Here is a 24502-nt window from a genome sequence, read left to right on the forward strand (position 1 = left end):
ACAAGGTCATGAGCGCCAGCGCCAAGCCCCGGCTTGCTGGCCGGCAACCCTTCGTCCGCGATGGGGTGCCCCGGGTGAGGACCCGGCCGGACGTCGCACACCGCGTCCGGCAAGCGCGGATCCCGCGGACGCCTCCCGGGATCCCTGGATCCCGCAGGAGGTCACGCGTATGTCCGCTGTCACGACGTTCACCCGCCCCTTCCCTCTCTCCTCTTGGACGCAGCAAACCGCGTCCACGCCGACTCGACTTCCGCGGATCGTCGGTGCGGACGCGCCGGTGCCGCTGGAGGACGGGCGCCACGTCCCGTACGCCAACTTCGACTACGCCGCCAGCGCGCCGTGTCTTGAGGCGGTGCACGACGCCGTCACACAGGCGCTGCCGTACTACAGCAGCGTGCATCGCGGCGCCGGGTATGCCTCCCAGGTCACCACGGACGCCTACGAGCGCGCGCGGGAGACCGTGCGGTCCTTCATCGGCGCCTGGGACCGGGCATCGGTCGTGTTCACCCGCAACACCACCGACGCGATGAACCTGCTGGCGCACGCCCTGCCGCCCCGCACCACCGTCGTGGTGTTCGAGACCGAGCACCACGCCACGCTGCTGCCGTGGCGGCGGGCGGTGCGGCTGCCCGCGCCCGCGACCCCGGCCGAGGCGATCGCCGCGGCCGACCGGGCGCTGGCCGCCGCGCCGCAGGGCCCGCGGCTGCTGGTGGTCACGGCGGCGTCCAACGTCACCGGCGAGCTGTGGCCGGTCGCCGAGCTGGCGGAGGTGGCGCGGCGGCGCGGCGCCCGCATCGCCGTGGACGCCGCCCAGCTCGTCCCGCACCGGCCGCTGGACATGTCCGCGCTCGGCCTGGACTACGTCGCGTTCTCCGGGCACAAGCTGTACGCGCCGTTCGGGGCGGGCGTGCTGGCGGGACGGTCCGACTGGCTGCGCGCCGCCGAGCCGTACCTCAAGGGCGGGGGCGCCACCGCGTCCGTGGGCGAGCGCACCCGTTGGGCCGCCGACCCGCAGCAGCGTCACGAGGCGGGCACCCCGAACGTGCTGGGCGTGGTCGCGCTGGCCGCCGCGTGCGAGACGCTGGCCGCCGCCGGATGGGACGCGCTCGTCGCCGAGGAGGAGCGGCTGCTGGCCCGGCTGCGCCGGGGGCTCGCCGGCGTTCCCGCGGTGCGGGAGCTGAACCTGTGGGGGGAGCGTCACCCGAGGGTGGGAATCGTGTCCTTCACCGTCGACGGCTGGAACGCGCGCGACGTGGCGCTTAGGCTGTCCGGGGAGTACGGCATCGGCGTCCGGGACGGGAAGTTCTGCGCTCATCCATTCGTACGGCACCTGCTGGCCGGCCGGCCGGACGACCGGCCCGACACCCCGCGCGCGGCCGGCGACGGCGGCTGCGCGGACGCCTCCGCCCCGGCCTCGGCGGTGCGCGCCAGCCTGGGCCTCGGGACGACCGACGAACACGTCGACCGTCTGGTGAAGGCGCTGAGCGTCATCGGTGCCGTGTCCTGAACCGCGGACGATGATGCGCTTTCGCCCTGTTCGCCCATGTAGCGTAGGCAGGTCCGTACCCGGACCCGTGACGGCGCCGGATACAGCAGGGACAGCGCGGCATGAAACAGGGGGAGGCGACCGTGGCCGACGCGTGGCGACCCACGTCGGAACTGGAGCGCCGACTGCACGAGACGGTGCGGGCCGGGGACCACGAGGGGTACTTCCGCCTGCTCGCCGACAGCGAGCTGGTGATCCCCGTGCCCCCCGACCTCATCGACGACGTGCTCGCCAACCAGGCGCAGCCGACGTGGCCGACCCAGGAGGAGGAGGGCCGCACCCACGTGCTGGCCTACACCTCGCCCGCCGCGATGCGCGCCTGCCTCGGCCCGGCCTACCAGCACTTCCTGCGGTTGACGTTCGCCGAGCTGGCGCAGAACTGGCCGCACCCGCGCTGGTGGCTGGCGGTCGACGCGCCCGCGCGCGACGCGCTGGACGTGGCGCTGCCGATCGAGGGCCGGCTGCCCGCCTGGTTCATCCGGCAGATCGCCGAGGGTGACCCGCGGCCCCCGATGGCCGGACGTCGCGTCCCTTCCTCCACGGTGGGCGTGCCACCCGTGGACGTCCCGCCCGTCGACGTCCCGCCCGTGGACGTTCCGTCGGCCGAGGCGACCGGCGCGCACGCGCTGCCCGCCGAGCCGCGCCCCGAACCGGGTGCCGAGCCCGAGGGGGCGGCTCCGCACGGGTACGCGGACCGTCCCGCGACACCCGCCGCGCCGCTCGGGGACGCCCCGGCGGCACCCCCCATGGCGCCCACGCCCGCGGTACCGGACGCCCCGCAGGGCCCGCCCGCGCCGCCCGCCGCGCCGATCGCCGAACCGGCGGCCGCCCATCCGGTGGAGCCGCCCGCGCCGATCCCGAACGTCCCGCCCGCGCCGGGACCGGCCGACGCCCCGCCGCCCGCGCCGCGCGACCCGGTCGCCGGGGAGGTCCCCGCCGCGACGGCGGAGCAGCCCTCGCCGGGCGAGGCGGAGCCCCCCGCGAACCTGCCCGCCCCCGGCGACCGGCTCGTCGCCCGCGCTCCGGCGCGCCCGCCGTCGCCCGACGACACGCTCGTGGACGTGCCCGCGATCGTCGACGACCCGCAGGCCGCGGCCGCCGCCGAGTCGGCCGCCGAGTCCGCGCCCTGGGAGGAGCTGCAGGACCAGCACCGCGACCTGCCGCCGTCCCAGGAGCGCCGCCCCGAGTTCCGTCCCGCCAACGACGTCGAGCGGGAACTCCTGCGCGCCGCCGCCGGCAACGACCACGACCTGTTCCTGCAGACGCTGGCCGACGCCGAACTGCTGATGCCCGTCCCGGACGACATCGACTACACGCTGCGTCCCGGGCGGCCCGGCTTCCCATGGCTGGTGCGGGAGATCGACGGCGCCCCGGTCGTCCCGGTGTTCACCTCCCCCGAACGGCTGATGGAGGCCACCGAGGCGCTCGGGTTCGGACGGGAGTTCATCCGGCTGCCGTTCACCGCGCTGCTGCGGTACTGGCCCGACCACGGCCACGCACTGGCGGTCAACTCGGGATCCCCGGCAGGCGGCACCGTCGTCGCCCAGCAGCTTCCCGGGCTGGCGCGGTGGGCCGACCAGCGCGCGGCCCGCCGCCTGTCGGAGGACTTCGAGCCGCAGAACGACGTGGAGCGCAAGCTGTTCGAGGCCGCGACCCGGCGCGACACCGACGCGTTCTTCAAGATCCTGCTGGGCGCGCAGGTGCTGGTGCCCGCCGAGCCGGACACGCCGTGGGGCATCACGCCGGACGACCCCGAGTTCCCGTGGGGCCCGGTACGGGTGCACGGCACCGTGTCCGTGCAGGTCTTCACCTCGCTGAAGTGGATGAACGAGGCCCTCGGCTCGTCGCGCTTCGTGATGCCGAGCTTCCTGGAGATGGTGTCGGCGTGGCCGGACGCCGAGTGGACCCTCGTGCTCAACCCGGGCACGCCCATCGACGCCACCCTGCCGGGCGAGCAGGTCCGCGCCCTCAGGGGCTCGGCCGGCGCCGCCCCGTCTCCGGCCGAGGCCCCCGCCTCCCCGGCCGAGGCCCCCGCCTCCCCGGCCGAGGCCCCCGCCTCTCCGGCCGAGGCCCCCGCCTCCCCGGCCGAGGCCCCCGCCTCCCCGGCCGCGCCGCCGCAGCCGTCCGCGCCGCCGGAGACGCCCACGGCCCCGGCCTCCCCGCTGGCGGGCGACCCGACGGTCACCACCCCGGACCTCGGCGACCTCGCCGACCTCGTCTCCGCCGAGCCTCGCCAGGCCGCGGAGCCCGCGCCGCTGCCGCACGCGGAGGAACAGCCTCCGTTCGGCGAGCCGCCGCGCCCCGCCGAGCCGCCGCTCGCGGCCGACCTTCCGCACCCGCCCGAGCCGCCGCGCGCCGAGGAGGCCGCGCCCGTCCCGGAACAGCCGCGTGCGGCTGACCCCTCGCCGACGCCCGAACCGCCGCGTGCCGCCGAGCCGTCGCCGTTCGGCGAACCCGCGCGCCCCGCGGAACTCCCGCGCACGCCGGAGCAACCGCTCGCCCCCGAGCAACCGCTCGCGGCCGACCCCTCGCGCACGGCGGAGCAGCCGCTCCCGCCCGAACCGCCGCACAGCCCCGAACCGCCGCACGGCCCTGAGCAGCCGCTCGTCCCCGAACCGCCGCTCGCCTCCGAGCAGCCGCTGGTGTCCGAGCCGCACGCCGCCGATCCGGCGCAGGGCGCGGTGCCGCGTCCGGCGGAGCCTCCGCAGGTGCCCGGGGCCGCGCCGGTCACCTCCCCGATGGGCCTGCCGCCCGCGCCGGAGCCGCCGCACCAGCCGGGCCCGCGGCCCGTCGAGCCGGTTTCCGCCGCCGCGCCGCCCGGCCCCGAGCCGGCGCCCGAACGCCGCCCGCGGCACCCCGCCGACGAACCGGAGTTCGAGCCGGGCAACCGCATCGACCAGGAGCTGTACGAGGCGGTGCAGAGCGGCGACTCCGACGCGTTCCTGCGCGTGCTGCTGGCGGCCAACGTCCTGGTGCCGATTCCGCAGGACGCGCCGCTGGAGGTCACGCCCGTACAGCGGGACTTCCGCTGGGAGGCGGCGCTGCACGGGCCGTCCGCCGTGCAGGTGTTCACCTCGCTGGTGCGGCTGCGGGAGGTGCTGCCGGAGTCGCGGTTCGTGTACGCCGACTTCCGCGAGCTCATCGCCGCCTGGCCGCGTGACGACTGGGCCATGCTGCTCAACCCGGGCACCCGGATCGGCGCTTCGCTGAGCGGCGACCAGGTGCGGTCGCTCAGCGAGTGGGCCGTGCGCGTCGGGCTCGTCCAGCCGCGTCCCGAGCCCCCGGCGCCGTCCGCCGCCGACCCGCTCGACACGGCGCCGCAGTCCTTCGCCTCGCCCCCCGACGCGCCACCGCAGCCGCAGCAGCCGGAGGCCGTCGCCGAACCGGAACCCGAACCGCGGTCGCAGCCCTACGTGCAGGCGGCCCGTCCGTCGGTGCCCGAACCGGACCCCGAACGGACCGCGCAGCCCGTCATCATGCAGAAGGTCGTCCCGCACGGCCACGTCGGCTGGTACCTGGAGCAGGGATACGACCGGGTGGGCGGCTTCGTGCACCCCACCGTGGACGTCGCCGAACTGCAGACGCCGATGCAGCTGTACGAGGCGCTGGGCCTGCTGTACGAGGGGTCGCCGTTCACGCCCGGGGACGACGGCGTGTACGTCATCCGCTGGCCCGCCTACTGCCCCGACCTCTACCGCGTCCCGTTCGGCGGGCAGACGGAGGAGGAACTGGCCGCCTGGGGTGACTCCGGCTGGGTCATCGAACGGGCGCCGTTCCACGGCGGCGGGTTCGCGCCGGGCAGCGCGGGCTCGATCCGCGAGTACAAGGTCGACAGCGTGCGCCTCCCCTACGGCGCGGAGATGTACTACCTGGGCATGGACAGGTCCGAGCGGTTCGTCGCCATGTACGACCCGGACCAGTTGGCATGGCTGCGGCCCGAGACCCCGCCGGGCGACGGACCCGGCGCCGGGCCGGACGGCCGGGGCGGTGACCGGACGGAGGCACCTCGATGATCCGGGACGGGTACGTCGCCCGCTGGCTGGGCCGCGAGTTCGAGGCGGTGCCGGGCGCCGACGGGGACGTCCGGCTCTACACGCCCGACCCCACCGACGGTTTCGAGGAGCTGCGGCCGGGCCGGTACCGGCGCGTGGTGCCCGCCTCCGAGATCGAGGACCTGCGGTACGTGCGCACCGTGTGCACGTGGCGCGGCGAGCCGTTCATCGTGGTCGGCGAGCACGAGACGTGGCTGCGCGTGGAGTACGCGGGCGGCCGCGCGCCGGTCGCCGAACGGCTCGGCCTGGACCGCGTCGACCACGGCGTGTGGCAGGCGTGGGCGCCGCGCAACGAGGTCCTCGACGTGCGCGAGGAACTCATCTGACCGCACGGGAGTTCCAGTAGGAGACGTCCTGCGCCGCGCCGAGGTGCTACGGAGCGATGAAAACACGGGCATCAGGGTTGATTTGGATCGTCGATCCGTGTTCGCATGATGCGGAATGCGCGCCCGGGGTGACCGCTGCCCCGGCGTCACGGCGGTCAACGACGACGAACCGACGGAGGTGCGGGAGCGGTGCTCTCCCGATCGGCAGGTAGTCCGCTCGTCCTGGGGCTCGGCACCGCGGCCATCCTCGCCGCGGGCACCGCCCCGGTCCTCGCCGCCGACGACGCCCCAGCCCCGGAACTCACCGTGAAGGTCATCGCGTCGGAGACGACAGCGGAGGCGGGCGAGTTCATCACGCTCAGCGTGACCGTGAAGGCGGCGGACGAGGAGGCGAAGGACCTCAAGGACGTCACGGTCTCGTCCATCACCCGCACACCGGAAAACAACACGATCCTCGAAGACAAGTGCCGCCCGCCGGACTGCACGATCAAGGTCGGGGAGGAGAAGCCGACCACGGTCGCCACGGTGACGGCCAAGAAGAGCATCACCAAGAACACCAAGGTCGACGTGGTGGTGCAGGTCGACTACCCGGACGCCGGGCAGGAGGCTGACGCGAAAGGCACGCAGACACTGACCTTCACTCGGCTCACACCGTCGAAGCCGTCGCCGAGTCCTACTCCTACGACGTCGCCGACTCTGTCGCCGGGTAAGGGGAAGGGGCCCTCCGATGGCAAGGAGGGCAAGGAGAAGGACGACGACGACAACGACAGCGACAACGACAGCTCCGGGTCCGGCTCCAGTTCCGGGGGGAGCAACGGGAGCGGCTCGTCCGGGTCCAGCTACACGCCGCCGTCGCCCAACGCGTCGTTCACGCCGCCCGCGACCCCGGGGGTGTCGCTGCCGTCGATCGCGCCGCCGAACCCGTCGGTCGCACCCGGGCAGTTGACGCCGACCCCGGAGAGCAGGCTGCGCAACAACAAGGCGCCCGTCGCCCAGGACCTCACGTTCGAGCAGATGGCGAGCACGCAGGTGGCGTGGCTGGCGGCGCTGCTGGCGGCGTTCTCCCTGCTGCTGACGCAGCTGCGGCTGGGACGGCGCCGTGCCGCCCCCGGCACGGCGGCCGCCGTCAAGGGGTCCGCGGCGCCGAAGCGTTCGAAGGGCGCCCACCGCCGGCCCCGCCGCGGCGTCTTCGGCAAGTGACGACGTCCCCATGGCGCGGGCTGCCGGCCCGCCGTCGTTCAGCGCATGAGGGCGTGGCAGGCGATGGCCGCGGCGGCGACCACGTTGAGCGAGTCGACGCCGTTGTCCATGGCGGCGGCGCTCATGGGGATGCAGACGGGCTGGTCGGCCTCGTCCAGCCAGCGTGACGACAGTCCGTCGCCCTCCGAGCCGAGCATGAGCGCGACACGGTCGGCCCGGTGCTCCGGACCGGTGGCCAGCGCCTTGTCGAGGGGGACGGCCGACTGGTCGGGGGTGAGCGCGAGCAGGGTGAAGCCCGCCGCGCGAAGCACCGACAGGCCGTCGTGCCAGGACGTCATGCGGGCGTAGGGGATGGCGAACACCGCCCCCATCGACACCTTGACGGATCGCCGGTAGAGCGGGTCGGCGCAGCGCGGCGACAGCACCACGGCGTCCACGCCGAGCGCGGCGGCGCAGCGGAAGATGGACCCGACGTTGGCGTGGTCGACCAGGTCCTCCAGCACCAGGACGCGGCGGGCGCCGGTCAGCAGGTCGTCCACGGCGGGCAGGGGCAGCCGCCGCATCGAGGCCAGGGCGCCGCGGTGGACGGGGAAGCCCGCGATGGCCTCGACGGTGGCGTCGTCCGCCACGTACACGGGCGCGTCGGTGCGTTCCAGCACGTCGGCGAGCGGTTCCACCCAGCGCCGGGCCATCAGGAACGAGCGCGCCGGGTATCCGGTGCCCAGGGCCCGGCGGATGACCTTCTCCCCCTCGGCGACGAACAGCCCGTGCTCGGCCTCCAGGCTCTTGCGCAGGTTGACGTCGCGCAGCCGCACGTAGTCGGCCAGCCGTGGGTCGGCGGGATCGGAGACGGTGACGAACCGGGCCATGCCCCAATTCTGCCGCCTCCACGCGACGGCGCCGTCACGCACCGCTCCCGCGCCGCCGGCACCCAAACCGGATCGGCTGGCCGGATACGGCCATTCCGCCGCGTTCGAGTGGCCGGTTCAGGTCACGGCCCCCGGTATCCGCGGCATTCAGAGGGGATCCAGATCCCATTCAGCAACCGGTCGGAATCCGTCCAGCAAGGACGTACGAGGCCTAGGGAAGCCGGATTTCGGCGTAGACGGACCGGTGGTCGCTGCCGGGCAGGTCGTGCACGGTGACCCGGCGGACGGCGCACCGCTCGTCCACCAGCACGTGGTCGATGGCCAGCGGTGGACGCGCCGATCGGAGCCCCCAGGTCGGGACGAGCCCGGCGCCCGCCCGATCCGCGGCGTCGGCATAGCCGCGTTCGATGAGGTGGCGCAGAGTGGCGTGGTCGAGCGTGGCGTTGAAATCGCCCGCGAGGATCCGCACCGGCGCGGAGGCGTCGTCCGGACCCGTCCCGCCGGACTGCGCCGCGGTTGCGGCGGCGGGCAGTCCGGCGAGGTCGCGGCGCCACTGGCGGAACTCCTCAGCCGACAGGGGCGGAACCGGATGCACGGCCGTGACCGCGACGCGGCGACCTCCGGGAAGGGTTACCTCGGCCTGCGGGGACGCCATCGACATGCCCGGAGGCGACGGCAGTGCTCGCAGCGGATGGCGCGAGTAGATGCCGGAACCCGCGGCGCCCCAGCGGGCGTCCACCACTTTGCGAGGCAGCAGGCGTGCCAGCCCGGCCCGCTCCAGACGGTCGCGTGCTTCGGGCGTGAGTTCCTGAAGGCTGAGCCCGTCGACGCCGTAGCGGCGGACGAGGTCGACGATCCGAGCGGGATCGGCCTGGCCCAACAGCAGGTTGGCGGTCAGCACCCGGACGACCGGGCCCCGGGCGGCGGGGCCGCCGCCGGCCACGGCGCGCGGCAGCACGGCCGCCGTCAGGGCGGCCGCGATCGCGGTCGCCGCGACCGCCGCCCACCAGCGGCGCAACACCAGCGCGACCAGCACCGGCAGCGGCGCGGCCGCCGCCGCGTACGGCGTGAAGGCCAGCAGCGGGGCGGACGGCGCGCCCAGGCCGGGCAGCCGGTCGGCGCCGGCGAGCCGGAGCCCGGCCCACAGCCCCCACGCGGCGACGCCCGCCCAGACGACGCCCGCCCAGACGACGACGGCGCCCACACGACCGACGGTGTTCGACGGCGACGCCGGTCGCCGCATGCTCGACTCGCCCAACGATCCCCCCGATGACCGTCCCGGCTCACAGTGCCCCTGCACTAGTGACGATCCTGAGTGCCCATCGGGTTGCCCGGTGTCCGGTATCGGGCAGGACGCGCATGGTGACCGCGGCCTGCGGGACGCCCGCACGTGGTCCTACGCTCATGACCTGCGAAAGTATCGATATTGAGTCTTTTGTAACCTCTAGTTCGTACTACTACAGTGCCGGGGAACATCGGTGGGTTTCTGGTGAAACGAGGACAGCCGTGAGCGGACGTCATCACAATGATCTCCCCGAGGGGGCTCGGGGTGACGATGGGATCGACCCGTCCAGGCCGGTCTTCGGTCCGGCGAACGACGGTTCCCCCGACTGGTTCGCTCCGCGTCCGCAGCAGGCCCCGCAGCAGACACCGCAGCCCGGACCGGGCGCGCCGCCCGGCGACCCGGCCGCCGGTGCGGCGCCGGGAGCCCCCGCGGGCGGTGCGACGCCCCCGCCGATTCCGGGCGAGCCTCCGGCCGCGAGCGGCCCGCAGACCGCGAGCGGTGCGGAGACCCCCGACTGGTTCACGCCGCGGCAGTCCGGTGAGGAGCCGGTGTTCGGCGCGGGCGGCTTCAGCGGCGCGTCCGACGCGGGCGGTTACGGGCTCGGGCGGTCGGCGACGTCCTCCAACATGTACGGTCCCGCGGAGTCGGAGCCGCATCCGGCACCCACCGGCGCGCAGCCTCCCGCCGCGGCCTCGGGGTACGGCCAGTACGAGTCCCTCCGCGGTTCGGACGGCGGCCCGGACGGCTACCCGGGCGGCGGTTCCGGCTCCGGTGACTCCGGCGGCTACGGAAGCGGCGGTTCGGGCGGCTACGGAGGCAGCGGCTCCGGCGGCTTCGGAAGCGGCGGCCCGAGCGGCCCCGGCGGTGGGTCCGGCGGTTACGGCGGCGGCGAGTACGACGGCAGGCGGCGCAGGAGGCGGCGCAGCGCGGGCGCGCTGATCGGGCCGATGGCCGGGGCGGTCGGGCTGGCGCTGCTGCTCGGCGTGGGCGTGTACGCGTTCGCGGAGGTCAGCGGCAGTTGCGGTGACGACAACAAGCTGGTGCTGGACGTGGCGGTGTCCGCCGACATCCAGCCCGCCGTGGTGAAGGCCGCGCAGCGCTTCAACGACGCCCGGCACAAGGTGGACGGCAAGTGCGCGCAGGCCAGGGTCGCCAAGGCCGAGCCCTCGTCGGTCGCTCCGCTGCTGTCGGGCCAGGCGGTGCCGACGGCCTCCAACCGGCGTCCCGACGTGTGGATTCCCGACACCTCGCTGTGGACGTCGCTGGTCCGCTCGTCCGACAAGGGCAAGAACGCCGTCCCGGCGACGCCGGGGACGTCGCTGGCGAGCAGCCCGGTCGTGGTGGGCATGCCGCGCACGCTGGCGACGAAGCTGCGCCGGCAGGGCATCACGGCCAACCCGTCGTGGGACAACCTGCTGAACGCCGCGGGCGGCACGCCCGGCGGCGCGGTGACCAAGAACCAGGTGATCCCGGCCGGCTCGGTGCGGCTGCTGGTGCCGGACCCGGCGCGCAACGGCGCCGGGATGGGCGCCCTGATGGTGACCAGCACCCTGCTGACCAACGACCCCAACCGCGACTCGATCTTCACCGGGATCGTCCGCACGGTGCGCGAGAGCATGGTCCCGACCGTGCAGGGGCAGTTCACCCGGTTCCGCAAGGGCCGCACCGGCCGGCAGCCGATCTCGCTGTCGTCCGAGCAGGCGCTGTACGCGTTCAACCGGACCGGCCCGGCCGAGCCCGCGGTGGCGCTGTACCCGGTCGAGGGCACGCTGTCGCTGGACTACCCGTTCACCGTCACCACCGGCGACGGCGCCGAGCGCAAGGCCGCGCGGCTGCTCGAACGGGAGCTTACCGGCGACAAGTCCCGGCAGGAGATGCAGGAGCTGGGCTTCCGCACACCGGACGGCAAGGCGCCCGCCGGATTCGGCGAGCGGGTCGGGATGAGCGCGGCGCGTCCCCGCAAGCTGCCCTCGCCGAAGGACGCGGACGTGGCGCGGGTCATGCAGGCGTGGTCGAAGCTGACGCTGGGCCTGCGCATCCTCACCGTCATCGACGTGTCGGGCTCGATGGCCGAGAAGGTCGGCGCCAACACCACGCGGCTGCAGGCCGTCGCGCAGTTGTCGCAGGGCGGGCTCAGCATGATGTCCGACGACACCGAGCTCGGCACGTGGGTGTTCTCCACCCGGCTGCAGGGCGCCCAGGACTGGCGGGAGATCGTGTCGCTCGGCCCGCTCGGCGAGCGGGTCGGGTCCAGCACCCGCCGCAACCTGGTGCTGTCGAACCTGGGGCGGATCCAGCCGCGCGGCGACACCGGCCTGTACGACACGGTGCTGGCCGCGTACAAGATGATGAACGACACCTACAAGCCCGAGTTCGGCAACTCGATCCTGCTGCTGACCGACGGCAAGAACGACGACACCGACGGGCCCACGCTCCAGCAGACCCTGTCCCGGCTGAAGGCGATGGTCGACCCGAACAAGCCGATCCAGGTCAACATGATCGGCTTCGGTTCGGGCACCGACCGCAACGAGCTGGAGCAGATCGCCTCGCTCACCAACGGCGACGTCCAGGTGGCGCAGACCCCGCGGGAGATCTCCAAGATCTTCTTGAAGATGCTGTCGCGCCGCATCGCCGACTGAGCCGGGAGGCGCCGCGCGGAACGCCCGGCGAACGGACGGGGTCCGTTCGCCGGGCGTTCGGCTTCTCTCCGGCCCTCGCTCCGGAGGCCTTCTCCAGGGCGCAGAAGAGGCGTCACCGCACGTCAGGGGACGGCCGGAGCGGCTGGGACGGGGGCGCGGCCCCGAGCCGGAAGAGACCGGACGGATTTTTCGAGATTTGTTCGTCAGAGGTGTCAACCGGGTGCGGGGGTCGGCCGTCATCTATACGGAGGCCCGACGGGGAGCGGGGCCGTCGGGCCTCCAACCTTCCTTCCCCCCGTGTCCCGTGGCGGGGCCGGACCCACGAGGTTCCGGAGGAGAGCACGGCACGGCTCGCAAGGAGAGCAGTCGCGGCCCGTACGGCGGTCGCGGTGCCGACGTCTCAGTTCGCGGGAGGATCCGTGTCCCCTTGGCCCAGTCTCGATCGCGGGGACGATCTCAGGCTCGCCCGGTTTCTGGCCGCCGCCGACGACGGCGCCGCCGCGGGGGACGGCCCCCGCCCCCTTGAGCCGATCGAAGCCCTCGCGCAGGTGGTCGACCGCTACGCGGCACGCCTCTACGACTACGCCCACGCGCTGCTGCGCGACCAGGAGACGGCCGCGTGGGCGCTGCACGACGCCTTCCTGCAGGCGTACGCGCACGCCGGGGTGCTGCGCGAGCCGGTCAGGTTCCGGTCCTGGCTGTACGCCCTGGTCCGCAACGAGTGCCTGCGCCGCCGCGCCGAACCGGACTTCCCCGTCGAGCGCCGCGAGGCGCCCGAGGTGGAGGACGTGTTCCTGGACGCGCCGGAGCGGGCGCAGCGCATCGAGAGCCGCCGGCTCGTGCACGGCGCGATGGCGAGCCTGCGCGGCGCCGAACGCGAGGCCCTCGACCTGCTGCTGCGGCACGGCCTGGAAACGGCGGAGGTCGGCGCGGTGCTGGGCATGGACGCCCGGCAGGCCGCCGATCTGACCGCCGCGGCGCGGCAGCGGCTGGACGACGGGCTGGCCGTCGCCCTGGTGGCCCGCGACGGGCGGGCCGCGTGCCCGCAGGCGGCGGAGCTGACCGGGGACTCCGACCCGGCGCGGCCGCCGACGCCCGCCCTCGCCCGCCGGCTGCTGAAGCACATCTCGCACTGCGCGACGTGCACCGAGCTGCGCTACCGGCGGGTGTCGACGGTGCGGTTGCTGCAGGTGCTGCCGGTGGCGCTGCTGCCGTCGGAGCTTCCGTCCCGGATCATGGCGACCGCGACCGCGCCCCGGCTGTCCGACGACCTGGCCGCGGCGGTGGGGCGCGCCGAGCCGTTCGACACCCGGGGCTGGCCGGTGCCGGTGGCGCGGCTGCAGCGACGCGCCGCCCGCGGCCGCCGTCCGGTGCCCAGGCTGCTGCCGATCGCGGCCGCGGCGGCGGGGCTGCTGCTGATCGTGACGGGCGCGTTCGTCCTCGTGCCGCTCGGGTCCGGCCAGCACACCGGGGCGGTCCCCAAGAGCACCCGCGCGGCGCCTGACCCGTCCGCGTCCGACGCGTCCGCCGATCCGTCGCCCGAGCCGTCGGACGAGCCGTCGCCGAGCGGGTCGCCGTCGCCCGAGCCGTCCGCGACGCCCAGCACGCCCACGCCCAGCCCGTCGCTGTCGTCGACGACGCCGACGCCGCGCGCGTCGGCGCGGCCGTCGCGCCGCACGCCCCCGCCCAGCCGCGCCCCGGCCGGGCGCCTGGCGGTCGGCGGCTGCGCGATCCCCGAGGGGCAGTCGTCGTGCGCGGTGCCGGTGCGGGCGGTGGGCGGGCCCGTCACCTGGTCGGTCACCGGCACGTCGGGAGGCGTGAGCGCCTCCGGCGGCGGGCGGCTGTCCGGCGGCGGCACGGCGGGCGTGACGGCGTCGCGTCCGTCCGACTGCCCGCCCGGAAGCCACTCGGGCAGCGTGCGCTTCGCTCCCTCGGGCACGGCCACCGTGACCTGGACCTGCCCGGAGGCTCCGGACGGCGGCGACCCGCAGGCCGGCGATCCCGCCGTGGAGGGCTGAGGGCGCGCTCTCCGGCGGCCGGATGCGGTCGGGGCGACCGCCCGCGCCGCGACGAGACTCAGATCACAACTTTTCCGTAACCGCCCGTCCACGTGGCGAAACGACCACGGAGCGTGCCGCCCTGCGTCCCTTCGATCCCTAATGGCTCTGAAATCTCCCGAATTTGATGGCAGGATCTGGCACCCAGAGTCGGCCGACCGACGTCGGGGCTCGTTGCGGGGATGTTCAGATCATCGAGCACGGGAGGATCGTCGTGGCCGCTGGGCCAGAACAGGGCCGTTTCGATGACCCCCGGCTGGCGGAATCACTGCGGGTCGGGGACGTCATCGCGCTGTCGGAGGTGTACGACACCTACGCGCCCTTCCTGTACGACTACTGCCACGGTCTGCTGCGGGACCGCGTCGAGGCGGCCGGGGCGCTGCGCAACGTCATGGTCGCGGCGCGCGAGCACGTCGGCGGGCTGCAGACGCCCGAGCGGCTGCGCGGCTGGTTGTACGCGCTGGCCCGCAAGGAGTCGCTGCGCCGCCGCGACAGCCCGACCCGGCACGTCGGGCAGGAGGCGGCCGAGGTCGACGACGGGGAGCTGAGCGAGGAGCAGTTCGCCCGCCGCGAGGAGCGGCGGATGCTGGCGCTCAGCGCGCTGGCCGCGCTCAGCGGACGCCAGCGCGAGGCGATCGACCTGGCGGCGCGGCACGAGCTGGACGCGGTGGACCTGGCGGGCGTGTTCGGCGAGTCCGCCGAGGAGACGGCCGTGCTGCTGGGCGAGGCCGAGGCCACGCTGGAGGCGGCCGTGCGCGCCGCGCTGGTGGCCCGCAACCACTGGGAGGACTGCCCCAGCCTGTCGGCGCTGACCGAGACCTGGCCGCTGTCGAAGCAGGCGGCCCGCTCGGTGATGCGGCACGTGTCCAGCTGCCCCACCTGCGGCGAGCGGAACACGCCGCGGCTGCCCGCCGACCGGCTGCTGGCCGTGCTGCCGATCGCGGCGCTGCCCGCCGACCTGCGGCTGGACGTGCTGGGCGCGGCGACCGACCCGGAACGGGCCGACAACAGGCGCGCCATCGCCGCCTGGGCCGAGCCGTTCGACGAGTGGGGCTGGCCGCTGCCCTACCAGCCCGTCGTCTCCCGTGCCCGCGAACGCGAGTCGTCGCGGCGCAAGGGACCGGTCGTCGCCGCGGTCGCGGCGGTGGTCGCGGCCGTGGTGCTGATCGGCGGCTCGGTCGCGGCGTTCACCGGCGGCGAGTCCGGCTCGCCGGACGCCGCGAGCGCCCTGCCGAGCGGCGGCTCCTCGTCCCCGGCCGGAGGGGACCCGTCGCAGTCGCCGGGGGACCCCTCCGCCGAGCCCAGCGCGTCGGCCACGAGCGCGTCGCCGTCGCCGACGAGGAGCAGCCGCAGCCCCTCGCCGTCCAAGTCGCCGTCGAAGTCGCCGTCGGCGTCGCCCAGCCGGACCAGGACCCCCTCGTCCCGGCCCACCCAGCCCGAGCACCCCCGGCCGCCCCAGCCGGGACGGCTGGCGGCCTCCGGGTGCGACATGGACCGGGAGGACGCGTGCACGGTCACCGTCACGGCGGTCGGCGGGCCGGTGAACTGGGCGGTCACCGGCACGTCCGGCGAGCTGTCGGCGAGCGGCTCCGGCCGCCTGGACACCGGCGAGTCGGCGCGCGTGCGGGTGTCGCGGACCAACGGGTGGTGCTGGGGCGAGGAGACGGGCTCGGTGTCGTTCTCCCCGCACGCCAGCGCCTCGGTCTCGTACTGCTGACGCCTACCAGGGGGAGCCGGAGTCCAGGATGCGGTGGGCGCGGGAGACCAGGATCGGCACGGCGTCGCCGATCTGGTCGAACCCCTCCCCCACGGTGGCGTTCTGCAGGAAGCGGGCGTGGATGCCCTCCAGGATGACCGCGAGCTTGAAGCACGCGAACGCCACGTAGAAGTCGATGTCGGCCAGGTCGAACCCGGTCAGCGCGGCGTACCGCTCGGTGAACTCGCGGCGCGTGAAGAACCCGGGCGCCGTGGTGACGGACGCGCCGACCGGCAGCCGTTCGGCGTCCGGGTCGTCGGCCTGCGCCCAGTAGACGAGCGTGAGCCCCAGGTCGGACAGCGGATCGCCCAGCGTCGACATCTCCCAGTCGACGACGGCCGCGATCCGCGGGGCCGGCTCCAGCCGCACCAGCGCGTTGTCCAGCCGGAAGTCGCCGTGCACCAGGGCGGCGCGCCCGCCGGCCGGCAGCCGCTCGGCCAGCCGCGCGGCCAGGCGGTCGTACTCGGGGACGTCGTGGACGGCTCCGGCGGCGCGGATGGCCTCCTGCGAGGCGTCCCACTGCTTGCCCCAGCGCCGCAGCTGCCGTGCCATGTACCCCTCGGGACGGCCGAAGTCGCCCAGGCCCACCGCGTCCACGTCGACCAGGTGGATCGCGGCCAGCGCCTCGGCGAGCCGTTCGCTGAGCCCCGCGGCCTGCTCGGGGGTGAGCCCGGCGGCGTCCTCGACCTCGCGCAGCACCCGTCCCGTCACGTGGTCCATCAGGTAGAACGGGGCGCCGATGACGCTCTCGTCGTCGCAGAAGGCCAGCGTCGTCGGCACCGGCACGGCGGTGCGCGGCCCGAGCGCCGACAGCACGCGGTACTCGCGGCCCATGTCGTGCGCGGTCGGCAGGACGTGGCCGAGGGGCGGCCTGCGCAGCACGACGTGCCGCCCGGCGTCCGGGCCGCCGCGTCCCCCGTCGTCCAGGACGATCCGGTAGGTGAGGTTGGACCTCCCGCCGGAGATCAGGTCGACGGCGGTGATCCGCCCGCTGCCGGGGAGCGCGTGCGCCAGCCAGCCGGCCAGGCGGGGAACGTCGATGCCGGGGACCCCGGCCGGAAGTTCAGCGTCAACGGTCATGAGGCCCTATTAGAACGCGGCTCGGTACGCGGTGTGAACCCCACCCCCGCCCAAGCGGGTGCCACGTTCCAAGTGCGCTCCCGGCGCCACATCATGCCCCACGGAAGGTAACTCTCCGGCCACTTCCGGCCGTTTCCGCGGAAGAAATTCTCATACCCTGGGAACGCCGGTTTGCTCCTTGGTGACCACCTCGTCACCGGGACCCGCTCCGCACCGGTATGCACGAAACCGTAACAGGAGGTGGATATGAAGGTGCGGAAGGGTACTGATCCCGATCAATAACATCGGATCTCGGCGATCCGGATCCGCGCCGCCGAAGCAGCCCATGGCGGCAGGCCGGGCTTCCGCCGCCCGGTCCGGGCTACAGGTACAGGGACTAGACCAATCGTGGGCCATTCCGCCCGATTGGGGGGGACGCACCGTGGCAGACGCATGGCTGCCAGGAGCCGGACGCATGCCGGCACGACACGACGGCGGCGCGCTGGGGGGAGGTGCTCCCCGCGTGGTATGGCTCACCAGCGAGTCCGACCCGCGTCTGGTGTCGGCCAGGTCGGTGGCGGCCGACCTGGCCCGCGAGGCGCGGCCCGCGCACCTGGTGTGGAACCCCGGCTCCGGCGAGGTGGTGCAGCAGGTCCCCATCGTCCGGGCCGCCCGGGCGCTCACCGGCCGCGCCGGCCGCGAGGGACGGATCTGCGCGCAGATCATGGTGGTCGGCCAGGCCCGGGAACCGTTCACCACGGGCCTGCTCACCGGGCTCGAGGAGATCATGCGCTGGCTGGACGCCTGGGGCGTGCCCCGCCGGTGGCCCGCCGGCCCGCCGCTGCCGTCCCCGCAGTCGTACCACTCCGGCCGCTCGCGCCGCGACTGGGCCCGCGGCGGCCACTACGGCGGCTCCCAGGTGCCCGACACCTCCCGCCCCGACCCGGGCGCCATCGACATCCACCGCGTCACCGGGCCGGACGCCCTGATCGCCGCCGTCCCGCACCCGCGTCCCGTGCCCGGCCCCGAGACGGCCCCGGGCCTGCCCCCGGTGAGCACCCGCATCGCCGCGCGCCGCCCTGGCGAACCCGTGCCCGCCCCCCTGCACGCGGCCGAGCCCCTGCGTTCGGCCGAGGCGCTGCGCGGATCCGATCCGGCGAGGACGCCCGACCCCCTGCACAGGTCGGGCCACACCCGTACGGACCCCGAATCCCTGCCCGCGATGGTCGCGCACGTCGCCATGGTCGCCTCGGCCGAGGCCGCGGCCGGGACGGTCGGACGCGTCCCCGGCCCGGCGGGCTGCGACGACGTGCCCGCTACGCCGACGCCCGCGCCCGCCGCCGCGCCGCTGCCCGGCCCGGGGCGCTCGTCGCCGGCGGCCGTCCCGTCAGCTCCCGAACCAGCGAGCATGCGGTCCTGAGCTCGGCCGCGGACGCCGCGGCGCCGTAGCCGATCACCAGCCCGGACACGCGGAGCGGCCCGGCGTGGTGGCGGTCGAGCGTGTCCAGCAGCACGCCCCGGCGCGCCGCCTCGGCCACCACCCGCGCCGTCTCGTCCTCGGGCAGCTCCACCACCAGGTGCAGCCCGGCGGTGTCGCCGCGCAGCCGCAGCCCGTCCAGCGCCTCGGCGACCACCGCGCGGCGGCGGGCGTACTCGGCGCGCATCCGCCGCACGTGCCGGTCCAGGTCACCGCGTTCCAGCAGCAGGCGCATCGCCTCCTGCGGGACGACGGCGGTGCGGTCGTTCAGCCAGTCGCGGCGCGCGGCGATCGCCTCCACCAGCTCGGGACGCGCCACCAGCCAGCCGACCCCCACGTCCGCGGTCAGCATCTTGGTGGCGGTGCCGAGGTAGACGACCACGTCGGGATCCAGCCCGTACAGGGCGGGCAGCGGCGCCACGTCGTAGCGGAACTCGCCGTCGTAGTCGTCCTCGGCCACGAGCGCGCCCGTCCGCCGTGCCCAGGCCAGCAGCGCCTGCCGACGCGGCACCGGCAGAACCCCGCCCAGGGGGTACTGGTGCGACGGCGTGGTGTAGACGAGGCGCAGGTCGTCGGGGAGCCCGTCGACGACCAGCCCGTGCTCGTCCACCGGGCACGGCACCGGCTCGGCCCCGCGCCCCGCCAGCACCCTCCGCGCCTTGACGTACCCCGGCTCCTCCACGCCGACGCGGTCGCCGGGGCGCAGGACCGTGGCGGCCAGCAGGTCCAGCCCGTTGGTGGCGCCCCGCGTGACCAGCAGGCGGCTCGGCGGGCAGGCCACGCCCCTGCTGCGGCGGATGTAGTCGGCCAGCGCGGCGCGCAGCCCCGGCAGCCCGCGCGGGTCAGGACGCATCGCGGGCGGCACGCTCGCCGCCAGCCGCCACGCGCGCCGCCAGCCGGGGGTGTCCAGCGCGCCGACCCACGGCACCCCGGGCCGCAGGTCCATCACGCCGGTTTCGGTGCGCTCCCAGCTCTCGTCACCGCCGGTCTCGAACGGCACAGGCGCCGCCTCGCCCTTCGGCGGGGCGATCTCGGTGACGTAGGTCCCGGAGCCGTGCCGCCCCTCCAGCCACCCTTCGGCGTACAGCTGCTCGTAGGCTTCCGTCACCACCGTCCGGCTGACACCCAGCTCCGCCGCGAGCGCGCGCGTGGACGGCAGCCGTTCCCCAGGCGCCACCCGTCCCTCGGTCATCGCCGACCGCAGTTGCCCCGCCAGCTGGACGCTCATCGGCTCGGCCGCGGAACGGTCCACCGTCAACGGCAGGGTCGGTCGGGTCGGCAAAGTGGCCTCCGGCGATCGCAATCAAGTGGCTCTACAGGCCAGGCCACTTCCTTCCTACCGTACAAACCATGAGCACAACGCCCCTGTCCCCTACCGACCGCACCACCCTCCACCGCAACCGCACGCGGGCCCGCACCGAACGCTCCGCGCTGTACGAGATCCTGGACGACGGCCTCATCTGCCACCTCGGCGTCGTGGTGGACGGCTCCCCCCGCGTGATCCCCACCGGGTACGGGCGCATCGACGACACCCTGTACGTCCACGGCTCCACGGGTGCCGCCAGCCTGCGCGCCGCCCCGTCCCAGGAGATCTGCGTCACCGTCACCCACCTGGACGGCATCGTGCTGGCCCGCTCCCTGTTCCACCACTCGGTGAACTACCGCAGCGCCGTCGTCTACGGCGTGCCACGGACCGTCACCGACCCCGACGAGAAGCTCGCGGGGCTCCGGGCCGTCACCGAGCGACTCGCCCCCGGCCAGTGGAAGACCGCCCGCCGGCCCACCCCCAAGGAGATGGCCGCCACGTCGGTGCTCGCCCTCTCCCTGGAGGAGGCCTCGGTCAAGATGCGTCAGGGCGGCCCGCTGGACGACGACGAGGACTACGCCCTGGACGTGTGGGCCGGAGTGCTGCCCGTCCACCGCACGTTCGGAGAACCCGTACCGGACCCCCGGCTGCGCCCAGGAATCCCCGTGCCGCCCCACATCGCCGACCGGACGTAAGAAGTCGCCGCCGCCCACCGGGGGCGCGTTGATCACTGCCCATGGTCGTGAACCGCCACCGAGCGTCATACCCTGGCTGCGTGTACGTGTTGGTGAAGCCCGGAACTGCGGCCGGCGACGGCGCGTCCGGCGGGCTCCGCGGGCCCGGCCGGCCCGGCGCCCGCCCGCCGGAGTGGACTCACCACAGAGTCATCGCAGGTGAGAGGGCATGAAGTGAACGAGCGTCTCGTCTGGATCGATTGCGAGATGACAGGTCTCGACCTGCGCAACGACGCGCTGATCGAGATAGCCGCGCTGGTGACCGACAGCGAGCTCACGATCCTCGACGAGGGGATCGACGTGGTGATCAAGCCTCCGGAGGAGGCGCTCACCCGGATGTCGAAGGTGGTGCGCGACATGCACACCACGTCCGGGCTGCTGGACCTGCTGCCCGGCGGCGTCACCCTCGCCGAGGCCGAGGACGCCGTGCTGCGCTACATCCGCAGGCACGTCCGCGACGCCAAGAAGGCCCCGCTGTGCGGCAACTCCATCGCCACCGACCGCTCGTTCCTCGCCCGCGACATGCCCGCCCTGGACGCCCACCTGCACTACCGCATGGTGGACGTCTCCAGCATCAAGGAACTGACGCGCCGCTGGTACCCGCGCGTCTACTTCGCCAGCCCGGAGAAGAAGGGCGGCCACCGCGCCCTGGCCGACATCACCGAGAGCATCCAGGAGCTGCGGTACTACCGCTCCACCGTCTTCGTGCCCCAGCCCGGCCCCGACTCCGACACGGCCAGGGCCCTGGCGGCCGAGATCGTCGCCCCCTCCACGTCCGGCTGAGAAACCCTGTGGCCAACCACCCGTCCGGAACCGCTACACTTTCTTCAGCCGGGATCCGCTCCCGGCCGCGGTGGGTGTAGCTCAGTCGGCAGAGCACCAGGTTGTGGTCCTGGGTGTCGGGGGTTCAAGTCCCCTCACTCACCCCACGAGAGGGCCCGACCGCCTCGGCGGTCGGGCCCTTCCTGTTACCTCCGAACCGACCGCCACTTGACCAGGCTCGTTGGCTCCTGATGATCGGCCGGTTATGCTCCGACCTTATAAATGACAATGACACCCCAAGGGCGACCGCCGGAGACGGGATGAGTGTCGACGAAACGGCCCCCCTGCGCGTGCTGGTGGTGGACGGCAGTCCCCACGACCGCGCGGAGGTGGTCGCGCTGCTGTCCGACAGCGAGGAACTCCAGGTCATCGCGGAGGCCGCGGACGGCGGCGACGCCGCCCGCCTGGCCGAGGAACTGCGCCCCGACCTCATCCTCCTGGACGCGTCCGCCGCCCGCCAGGCGGCCCCCCTCAGCCGCTCCTCCCGCGTCTTCGTGCTGGCCGCACCGGACGACCAGGGCGCGGTGGAGGCCGCCATCCGCAACGGCGCCTCCGGCCACCTGGTCCGCGGCTCCTTCACCGTCCGCGACGTGATCCGCGGCGTCCGCGACGCCAACCGCGTCAGCCTGGGCCTGTCCGCCCGCGAGGCCGAGGTCATGGACCTCATCGCCAGCGGCCGCTCCAACGGCGAGATCGCCCGCCAGCTCTTCCTCAGCGAGAAGACCGTCAAGAACCACGTCAACCGCATCTACTCCAAGCTCGGCGTCAGCTCCCGCGCCACCGCCATCGCCCTGTGGCGCGGCATCGTGAGCGTCCTGCCGGCCAAGGAGTAATCGATTCGCACTGGTCCGCCGGTCCTGCTAACCTTCTGGGTGTCGCAAGGGGGACACCCCCCACAACGACAAGCGCCGTTAGCTCAATTGGCAGAGCAGCGGACTCTTAATCCGCGGGTTCGGGGTTCAAGTCCCTGACGGCGCACCCGCTCCACCATGGGCATTCGCGAAAATGTCGCGAATGCCCATGGCCGTTTATGGGGTGTTTCATCACCGTGGGCGCTCGGTGGGCGCTCGGCGTCCACGATGGGGCCATGTCACCCCGGATTTCCCACGCCGCACGGGCCCCAATCGGCACATGCAACAGCGCACGGCGGCCGCGTCACGCGGCCCTGTCGGCATGCGTCGGCCCGCCCCGCACACGTGCACACGGGACGGGCCGACGGGTGGGACACCGGGGCGTCAGGCCGGTTGCAGCGTCCGTTCGCCGGTGGTGTCAGCGTTGAGGATCACGGCGGCGGCGTCCTCGGCCGACTGCTTGGCCAGCTGCGGCAGCAGGCTGGTGTAGATGTCGGCGGCGATCGATATCGACGACAGCCGCAGCGTCTCCTGGACGACTTTCATGTCGTACCCAGCGGCCAGCAGGATCGCGCAGTCCCGCCGCCTCCCCGCGACGCAGCCCGCGCAGCGCGATCAGGTGGAAGACCGCGTACAGACGGTGGTCGCGGATGGCGTGCAGGAACTCAGCGGTCTGCGCGGCGGTCCACACCGCCACCGGCGGCTGCTCGCCGGTCCGCTGCCAGTGCTCGACCCGTGCCGAGGTCCATACGACGGCGCGGGGACGCCGTGCCGCTGGGAGTTCGGCGCGGGAGGCGGGGTTGTCGGTGATCAGCCCCTGGCGGATCGCCGCGTTCAGGGCCGCCCGCACGGTGGCCCGGATCCGGTTGAGCGTCGCCGGAGTCACCGGCTTGCCCTCGACTTCGTGTTGGCGGGCGATCGCGGTGAACATCGCCTGCACGTGCGAGGCCGACAATTCAGCCAAGAGGATCGTGCCCAGGTACGGGTCCAGGTAGAGCCGGACGTGGCTGGCGTACCCGCGGACCGTGGACGACGCACGAGTGCGCGTGGCCAGCCAATGAGTCAGCCACTCCCCCACCGTGACCAGCCCCGAACCCGCATCCTCCGGGCCGGGCGCCCGCAGTTGGGCCAGCACCTCCACGGCCGCCTTGCGCGTCGGGAAACCACCGCGCCGGACCCGCCGACGACGACCGTCCGGGCCGGGCGGCAATTCCAGCCGGATGTACCAGCTACCGTGCCGGCCACCGCGAGACAGCTTCGGACACGCACTCCCCCAGGGGCTTCCTGTCTGCGGGTTGATACAGCCGCATCGCCGGTACACACCACCGGCACTCTTCGTGAACGTCATCGACGATCTGGGCGTACTCATTGATCAGGCTGCCGAGAATCGCGCGTCGTTCGACGCGGGCCGTGGTCAGATCTGCCGTTGAGGCGTTGGATCGGATGGTCTTTTTCACGTCCCCGCCGACCGCTGGTTGGTGGGGAGCCAGGTCACCCGGCCCGACATGACTCAAGCCCCCTGTCGCAAGCATGATCCGAGGGGTGTTGTCACCGGACCTGGATGGCGTCGGTGGACCGCTCATAGGGAGCAGGCAATCTTCTGTGACGAAGTCATCGTCTCGCCGTAACGTGGATTCCGGCAGCCGCCGCCAGACCTTTGTGACCAGGCCAAACAGCTCATCGACTCCCCGAGTGAGGTAGGGCATTGGGCCCCGAGTACGCGGTGTTCCTGGGGCTGGACGTCGGCAAGGGCGAGCACCACGTCTGTGCCCTGGATCCGTCCGGCAAGAAACTGCACGACAAGCCGCTCCCGAATGACGAGCAGCGTCTGCGTGCCCTGCTCGCCCAGCTCGGCCGGCGTGGCCGGGTGCTGGTGGCCGTCGACCAGCCCGCCTCGATCGGCGCGCTGCCGGTCGCGGTCGCCCGGGACGAGGGCTGCCAGGTCGCCTACCTGCCCGGGCTGACCATGCGGCGCCTGGCCGACGTCCATCCAGGCGGCGCAGCAGCTCACGCTTTTCGCAGCCGAACGCTACGACAGCGGTGAACGCTGCGACATGGGCGGAGGCCGGCATGGCCAAGCTGTTCGCCTCCGAGACCGCCATGGAGATCGCCCTCAACGCCGTGCGCGTCCACGGCGGATACGGCTAGTCCACCGAGTTCGACGTCGAGCGCTACTTCCGGGACGCCCCGCTGATGATCGTCGGCGAGGGCACCAACGAGATCCAGCGCAACGTCATCGTCGGCCGGCTCGTCAAGCGTGGCGGGCTGGACTGAGCTGTGGGGGCGTGGCCGACGACGCGGAGCTACCCGTTCTGGGTGGAGTGCCGCCCCCGGAGGAGGCTGGTCACATCGGCGAGGGAGCCGGTGTAACCGCCGACAATCGCGAGGGTGGCGGCGCGGTGCTTCTGGCGAAAGGCGATGTTGAAGGGTTGCGGTGTTCCCACACCGAGGCCTACATGAAGGCGTCGGTCGGCGCGGTTCCTTGGTGCAAGCGAGATCGGTTGCTGTGGAGCTGATGTCCGG

At 73.9% G+C, this 24502-nt stretch carries 16 protein-coding genes, 2 tRNA genes, 2 pseudogenes and 1 riboswitch; of the genes and pseudogenes, 15 read left to right on the forward strand and 5 right to left on the reverse strand.

From position 1 onward, the window contains the following. Positions 1 to 4: 4 nt before the first annotated feature. A riboswitch (SAM riboswitch) is annotated at positions 5 to 122 on the forward strand. A 47-nt stretch (positions 123 to 169) separates the two neighbouring features. From ABZ801_RS27680 to ABZ801_RS27695, 4 genes are all read left to right on the forward strand, one after another. Then, entirely contained in the window at positions 170 to 1507 is a 1338-nt protein-coding gene (locus ABZ801_RS27680) for an aminotransferase class V-fold PLP-dependent enzyme (protein WP_360703036.1), read from the forward strand. Positions 1508 to 1608: 101 nt separating this feature from the next. Next, positions 1609 to 5559, forward strand: a complete 3951-nt coding sequence (locus ABZ801_RS27685; protein ID WP_360703038.1) for an SseB family protein — start codon at positions 1609 to 1611, stop codon at positions 5557 to 5559. Then, on the forward strand, positions 5556 to 5924 hold the full coding sequence (locus ABZ801_RS27690) for a hypothetical protein (RefSeq protein ID WP_344952209.1): 369 nt from the start codon (positions 5556 to 5558) through the stop codon (positions 5922 to 5924). The genes ABZ801_RS27685 and ABZ801_RS27690 overlap by 4 nt, the downstream gene beginning before the upstream one ends. Before the next feature lie 189 nt (positions 5925 to 6113). Beyond that, positions 6114 to 7124 (forward strand): hypothetical protein, encoded by a 1011-nt coding sequence (locus ABZ801_RS27695; protein WP_360703041.1) that lies wholly within the window; start codon positions 6114 to 6116, stop codon positions 7122 to 7124. Between the two features lie 38 nt (positions 7125 to 7162). On the opposite strand, the gene ABZ801_RS27700 is transcribed toward ABZ801_RS27695, so the two are convergent. Further along, positions 7163 to 7993, reverse strand: a complete 831-nt coding sequence (locus ABZ801_RS27700; protein WP_360703044.1) for an RNA methyltransferase — start codon at positions 7991 to 7993, stop codon at positions 7163 to 7165. A 211-nt stretch (positions 7994 to 8204) separates the two neighbouring features. After that, positions 8205 to 9197 (reverse strand): endonuclease/exonuclease/phosphatase family protein, encoded by a 993-nt coding sequence (locus ABZ801_RS27705; protein WP_360703047.1) that lies wholly within the window; start codon positions 9195 to 9197, stop codon positions 8205 to 8207. Positions 9198 to 9499: 302 nt separating this feature from the next. Between ABZ801_RS27705 and ABZ801_RS27710 the strand changes: the two genes are divergently transcribed. The 3 genes from ABZ801_RS27710 to ABZ801_RS27720 all read left to right on the forward strand — a co-directional run bounded on the left by ABZ801_RS27710 (position 9500) and on the right by ABZ801_RS27720 (position 15691). Beyond that, positions 9500 to 11917: a substrate-binding domain-containing protein gene (locus ABZ801_RS27710; protein ID WP_360703050.1), complete on the forward strand. Its 2418-nt coding sequence runs from the start codon at positions 9500 to 9502 to the stop codon at positions 11915 to 11917. 419 nt (positions 11918 to 12336) lie between these two features. After that, the gene (locus tag ABZ801_RS27715) at positions 12337 to 13935 is read left to right on the forward strand and encodes a sigma-70 family RNA polymerase sigma factor (RefSeq protein WP_360703052.1); all 1599 of its coding nucleotides are present in this window, start codon (positions 12337 to 12339) and stop codon (positions 13933 to 13935) included. Positions 13936 to 14188: 253 nt separating this feature from the next. Further along, on the forward strand, positions 14189 to 15691 hold the full coding sequence (locus ABZ801_RS27720; RefSeq protein ID WP_360703055.1) for a sigma-70 family RNA polymerase sigma factor: 1503 nt from the start codon (positions 14189 to 14191) through the stop codon (positions 15689 to 15691). Between the two features lie 3 nt (positions 15692 to 15694). On the opposite strand, the gene ABZ801_RS27725 is transcribed toward ABZ801_RS27720, so the two are convergent. Next, positions 15695 to 16810: a phosphotransferase family protein gene (locus tag ABZ801_RS27725; protein WP_360703058.1), complete on the reverse strand. Its 1116-nt coding sequence runs from the start codon at positions 16808 to 16810 to the stop codon at positions 15695 to 15697. A gap of 454 nt (positions 16811 to 17264) precedes the next feature. Between ABZ801_RS27725 and ABZ801_RS27730 the strand changes: the two genes are divergently transcribed. Next, positions 17265 to 18209, forward strand: coding sequence for a hypothetical protein (locus tag ABZ801_RS27730; RefSeq protein WP_360703061.1), 945 nt, complete (start codon positions 17265 to 17267; stop codon positions 18207 to 18209). Here ABZ801_RS27730 and ABZ801_RS27735 read toward each other — a convergent pair. Continuing rightward, the gene (locus ABZ801_RS27735) at positions 18106 to 19494 is read right to left on the reverse strand and encodes a PLP-dependent aminotransferase family protein (RefSeq protein WP_360703124.1); all 1389 of its coding nucleotides are present in this window, start codon (positions 19492 to 19494) and stop codon (positions 18106 to 18108) included. The two genes, ABZ801_RS27730 and ABZ801_RS27735, sit on opposite strands and share 104 nt — an antisense overlap. 122 nt (positions 19495 to 19616) lie before the next feature. Here ABZ801_RS27735 and ABZ801_RS27740 point away from each other — a divergent pair, with 122 nt between their 5' ends. From ABZ801_RS27740 to ABZ801_RS27760, 5 genes are all read left to right on the forward strand, one after another. Further along, positions 19617 to 20267: a pyridoxamine 5'-phosphate oxidase family protein gene (locus tag ABZ801_RS27740; RefSeq protein WP_360703064.1), complete on the forward strand. Its 651-nt coding sequence runs from the start codon at positions 19617 to 19619 to the stop codon at positions 20265 to 20267. Between the two features lie 213 nt (positions 20268 to 20480). Further along, positions 20481 to 21089, forward strand: coding sequence for an oligoribonuclease (orn, locus tag ABZ801_RS27745; RefSeq protein ID WP_344952238.1), 609 nt, complete (start codon positions 20481 to 20483; stop codon positions 21087 to 21089). A 70-nt stretch (positions 21090 to 21159) separates the two neighbouring features. Next, positions 21160 to 21235: transfer RNA gene (locus ABZ801_RS27750), tRNA-His, on the forward strand. A 153-nt stretch (positions 21236 to 21388) separates the two neighbouring features. Then, positions 21389 to 21961: a response regulator transcription factor gene (locus ABZ801_RS27755; protein ID WP_344952240.1), complete on the forward strand. Its 573-nt coding sequence runs from the start codon at positions 21389 to 21391 to the stop codon at positions 21959 to 21961. 72 nt (positions 21962 to 22033) lie between these two features. Next, positions 22034 to 22106 (forward strand) — tRNA-Lys (locus tag ABZ801_RS27760). Positions 22107 to 22397: 291 nt separating this feature from the next. On the opposite strand, the gene ABZ801_RS27765 is transcribed toward ABZ801_RS27760, so the two are convergent. After that, positions 22398 to 23120: a hypothetical protein gene (locus tag ABZ801_RS27765; RefSeq protein ID WP_360703067.1), complete on the reverse strand. Its 723-nt coding sequence runs from the start codon at positions 23118 to 23120 to the stop codon at positions 22398 to 22400. A gap of 564 nt (positions 23121 to 23684) precedes the next feature. On the opposite strand from ABZ801_RS27765, the pseudogene ABZ801_RS27770 reads away from it, so the two are divergent. Then, positions 23685 to 23981 (forward strand): annotated as a pseudogene (locus tag ABZ801_RS27770) (IS110 family transposase); the annotation flags it as partial. Continuing rightward, a pseudogene (locus ABZ801_RS27775) lies at positions 23962 to 24253 on the forward strand (acyl-CoA dehydrogenase family protein); the annotation flags it as partial. The pseudogenes ABZ801_RS27770 and ABZ801_RS27775, both read left to right, overlap by 20 nt. Positions 24254 to 24502: the final 249 nt, after the last annotated feature.

Origin of the sequence: Actinomadura sp. NPDC047616 (genome assembly GCF_040642915.1) — a bacterium.
Taxonomy (GTDB): Bacteria; Actinomycetota; Actinomycetes; order Streptosporangiales; family Streptosporangiaceae; genus Spirillospora; species Spirillospora miaoliensis.

What these genes read in the sequence shown, in the direction of transcription:
- ABZ801_RS27690 (WP_344952209.1), top strand. Translation starts at nt 5,556, where the DNA reads ATGATCCGGGACGGGTACGTCGCCCGCTGGCTGGGCCGCGAGTTCGAG.
- ABZ801_RS27680 (WP_360703036.1), top strand. Translation starts at nt 170, where the DNA reads ATGTCCGCTGTCACGACGTTCACCCGCCCCTTCCCTCTCTCCTCTTGG.
- ABZ801_RS27755 (WP_344952240.1), top strand. Translation starts at nt 21,389, where the DNA reads ATGAGTGTCGACGAAACGGCCCCCCTGCGCGTGCTGGTGGTGGACGGC.
- ABZ801_RS27730 (WP_360703061.1), top strand. Translation starts at nt 17,265, where the DNA reads ATGCCGGCACGACACGACGGCGGCGCGCTGGGGGGAGGTGCTCCCCGC.
- ABZ801_RS27740 (WP_360703064.1), top strand. Translation starts at nt 19,617, where the DNA reads ATGAGCACAACGCCCCTGTCCCCTACCGACCGCACCACCCTCCACCGC.
- ABZ801_RS27735 (WP_360703124.1), bottom strand. Translation starts at nt 19,494, where the DNA reads ATGAGCGTCCAGCTGGCGGGGCAACTGCGGTCGGCGATGACCGAGGGA.
- ABZ801_RS27700 (WP_360703044.1), bottom strand. Translation starts at nt 7,993, where the DNA reads ATGGCCCGGTTCGTCACCGTCTCCGATCCCGCCGACCCACGGCTGGCC.
- ABZ801_RS27725 (WP_360703058.1), bottom strand. Translation starts at nt 16,810, where the DNA reads ATGACCGTTGACGCTGAACTTCCGGCCGGGGTCCCCGGCATCGACGTT.
- ABZ801_RS27685 (WP_360703038.1), top strand. Translation starts at nt 1,609, where the DNA reads ATGAAACAGGGGGAGGCGACCGTGGCCGACGCGTGGCGACCCACGTCG.